A 2,328-nucleotide genomic window follows, 5' to 3' on the forward strand; every position below is an offset into this window, starting at 1 on the left:
CTCGCGGACGGGCTAGCCGCCCGGACGGGCCATGAGGGCGGCCCGCTGCTCGGGGGTCAGCTCATCGTCGGTGTCCGCCTTCGGGCCGCGGGCGTCGAGAGCGGCGAAGGTCAGCGCGATCCCCATGAGGGTGATCGCGATGATCCCGAGGGGGTTGCAAATGCCGATGGACAGGCCGAGGTTCTCGGGGCTCGTGAGGTGGCTCATGATGGAGACCAGCTCGCCCTCGTGCCGGTTGGGCACCGTGAAGCCGAAGCCGATCGCGCAGAGCCAGGCGAGCACCAGGGCGACGATCGTGCCGCGACCCGTGCGGTGCTTGCGCTCGACCGTGACCCGGAGGCGGCCGGCGATGAACCAGTGCGTCATCGCGACGGTCAGCCCGATCGTGGGCACGTACCAGGCGCTGAGATCTCCGCCGATGCCGAACACCCATCCGCTGAGGCTCATCCACGCGGCGAGCAACAGACCAACGACGAACACGAAACGAGAAAACACGATTCACCCTTCAACGCGAAACGGGCCGGTGCCCCCTCCTATCCTGCCATCTCTCAGCCGGGGGAGCCCCCGGCTGAGAATTCGGGGAAATTCCGGGGCAGAGCGCCCGCTCGTGCGGAGAAACAGATCTCGCGAGTTGTGCCTATCTGACAATTCAGAGCTTAAGCCACGCTGACTTCGATACTATTCCTGTCATCCACTTCGCAGAGCCCGAGTTGTGCCCTGCACGTTGACCCCCCTGAAGGACGCGAAACCGTTGAATCCCCCCGCAGGACACGAGCCGAGGAGGCCGCGCCGCGCTGTGGCCCCCACGCGCCGTGAGCTTCGCGAGGCCGCCGCGCGCGCCTCGGGGATCGAACCGGGGCTCGCCCCGAGCGCCGAGCCCGGCGACGCGCCCCGCACCGAGCAGGCCCCCGCAGGACACGAGCCCGCGAATCAGGCTTCCACGGAGACGGCACCCGACGAGCCGCGGTCAGCCCGCGGGCACCGTCCCCGCGCCGAGCGCCGCGCCCCCGCTGCGCCTGAGGAACAGGCACCCGCGCGACGCAGCCGCGGAGCGCGTCGCGCCGAGGCGACCGAAACGTCCGGCCCCGCGGTATCGCCGCGCCGCGCCGCGCGAGTGGCGGGCGCCGCCCAGCCGAGCCAGGACGTTCCTCCGGAACCCGCGGCGACTCCCGCCGCCGAGCCCGCGGCGGGAACGCCCCCGGATCGCGCCGCGAGCCGACCGCGCCGCGCCGCGCGCCGTGAGACCGCCGCTCCCGAGCCGATCGACGCCACTCCGGTCTCAGCGGAGCCGCTGCTCCTTGAGCCGCTCCCCACCGATGCACCCGCTCCGGCCCCGGTGGCATCCGTGCCTATCGAGGTGCCGGAGCCGCCCCGCCCCGCACGCCGCTCCCGGGCCGCCCGCCGCGCCGAGGCGCAGGCTGTGGCACCTCCCGTTGCGGACGCCCAGCCGGACGCAACCGCCCCCGAAGCCGCCGAGCGCCCGGTCGACCCCGACGCGGCCACGGGATCGGCCCAGCCGGATCCGACGGAGCCACCCGAGCCAGGCGCGCTGCCCGAATCGCCCGCGACCCCGGGGGCCGCCGACGCCGTAGCCGACCCGGAGGCCGCGAACGCCTCCGACGTCGTGCCCGACGCGGGGGACCCCGCGGACCGCGCGGTGAGCCACGGCTTCGACGCCGAGTCTGACACCGGGCCGATCCGCTTCAACATCGGCGCGATCGCGATGCCGGTGCCGCCGGTTCTCGCCGCCGAGCCCGAGAACTTCCCGGCGATGGCTGCCGCCGAACCCCCGACGCCGAAGGCCTCGATCGGCATGCGGATGCTCCGCCGAGTCGGCGTCTTCGCGAGCGCCGCGAGCATCGTCGGCCTCATCGTGGGCACCACGATCCCCGCGTACACCCCGGACCCGAACGACGCCCGCGCCGCCGCGGTCATGGCCACGCAGAAGCTGCTCGCCTCGGGCGGCACCGTGACGGCCTTTGACCCGGGCGGCTTCGAGGCGCAGGAGCCCTCCGAGATGCAGGCCGAGCTGAACCTGCTCTCCGCGGATTCCTTCGACAACAACACCGAGGCGATCGTGCAGTACCCGTTCTCGCACGGGGTGCCCCTCACGGACGGCTTCGGCTGGCGCGACTACCCCGTGGCGCAGTTGCACGATGCGCAGGACTTCGCCGCGGGCAACGGGGCGGCCGTCCGCTCCATCGCCGACGGCGTGGTGATCGAGAGCGGCCCCGTCGCCGACGGCTGCGGCACCGGCGTGCGGATCCAGCACTCGATCGACGGCCAGGACGTCACGAGCCGCTACTGCCACATGCAGACCGACAGCAA

General features: G+C 72.9%; 2 protein-coding genes. One reads left to right on the forward strand and one right to left on the reverse strand.

Annotated features, from left to right (window positions below):
* Positions 1-12: 12 nt before the first annotated feature.
* Entirely contained in the window at positions 13-495 is a 483-nt protein-coding gene (locus tag OOT08_RS10770) for a hypothetical protein (RefSeq protein WP_325092646.1), read from the reverse strand.
* 925 nt (positions 496-1,420) lie between these two features.
* Between OOT08_RS10770 and OOT08_RS10775 the strand changes: the two genes are divergently transcribed.
* Positions 1,421-2,328 (forward strand): peptidoglycan DD-metalloendopeptidase family protein (locus OOT08_RS10775; RefSeq protein WP_325092647.1); only part of this gene is annotated, 908 nt, incomplete at its 3' end.

This window comes from Leucobacter sp. M11 (assembly GCF_035726885.1).
GTDB lineage: Bacteria > Actinomycetota > Actinomycetes > Actinomycetales > Microbacteriaceae > JAPFRB01.